This is a genomic window from Sphingobacterium sp. UBA7249 (assembly GCF_002472835.1).
In the GTDB taxonomy this organism is placed as follows: Bacteria; Bacteroidota; Bacteroidia; order Sphingobacteriales; family Sphingobacteriaceae; genus Sphingobacterium; species Sphingobacterium prati.
In genome coordinates, this window is sequence record NZ_DKST01000013.1 from 12,863 (window position 1) to 14,163 (window position 1,301).

Here is a 1,301-nt window from a genome sequence, read left to right on the forward strand (position 1 = left end):
GATATTTTTTAGAACTTGTTTTTGAGGCGGATAGATTTTGTTGACACCCGCCATCGAAAAAATAATCTTCTCGTCTGACATAAAATTTAAAAAAATTGGAAAACTCTTGTTATATTAACATACAAATGTAATCTTTTATACTGACATTTTGGACGTATAATGGTCATGGCTTAATTGTTGATGACATTATTTAAAATAAATTTAAGGTTTGAAATGTAGAATTTACTACATTTATATATCCTTAATATAAAACAGAAAGGTATTCAATGGAAGCAAAATTTTCACCGCGCGTAAAGGATGTCATATCGTACAGTAGAGAGGAAGCTTTGAGATTGCGTCACGATTATATAGGTACCGAGCATTTGTTGCTTGGCTTGATTCGTGAAGGCGATGGAATGGCGATCAAAATCCTTAAAAACATAGGCATTGACACAACTGCCCTACGTCAATCTGTGGAAGACGCAGTGAAGGGGGCATCTGTATCACGTGCACCTATTGGCAACATGCCGTTAACTAAACAAGCTGAAAAAGTTCTGAAAATTACTTATTTGGAAGCGAAGATTTTCAAATCTGATATTATTGGGACCGAGCACCTATTATTGGCTATCTTACGGGATGAAGATAATATTGCTTCGCAAATTTTACAGCAATATAATGTGACCTATGACATCTTCAAATCTGAAGTAGAGCAAAATAAAACCACCATCAAGGATGAGGCCCCAGGTTCTCCTACCGGTGACGATGACTTTGCTGAGGATGATCAATATATCCAGCCTAAAAAGGTTTCGGATATCAAATCCAAAACACCGGTATTGGACAACTTTGGCCGCGATCTGACCAAAGCTGCCGAGGAAGGTAGACTGGATCCTATTGTAGGTCGTGAAAAAGAAATCGAACGTGTATCACAGATTTTATCACGTCGTAAAAAGAACAATCCTTTATTGATCGGAGAACCTGGTGTAGGTAAATCGGCTATAGCGGAAGGATTGGCCTTACGTATTGTGCAGCGCAAAGTGTCACGTGTCTTGTTCAACAAGCGTGTGGTTACCTTAGATCTGGCTTCATTGGTTGCGGGAACGAAATATCGTGGTCAATTTGAAGAGCGCATGAAAGCGGTCATGAATGAACTGGAAAAATCACCGGATGTGATTTTGTTTATCGACGAAATCCACACCATTGTTGGCGCTGGTGGTGCTTCAGGTTCGTTGGACGCTTCGAATATGTTCAAACCAGCTTTGGCAAGAGGAGAAATACAATGTATCGGTGCGACAACACTCGACGAGTATCGTCAGTATATTGAA

Annotated in this window: 1 protein-coding gene; it reads left to right on the plus strand. The window is 39.5% G+C overall.

Annotated elements, in window-relative coordinates:
* Positions 1–266 precede the first annotated feature (266 nt).
* Positions 267–1,301, plus strand: a 1,035-nt coding sequence (locus tag B4A24_RS09170; RefSeq protein WP_293944475.1) for a Clp protease N-terminal domain-containing protein, incomplete at its 3' end; no start/stop codon positions are given.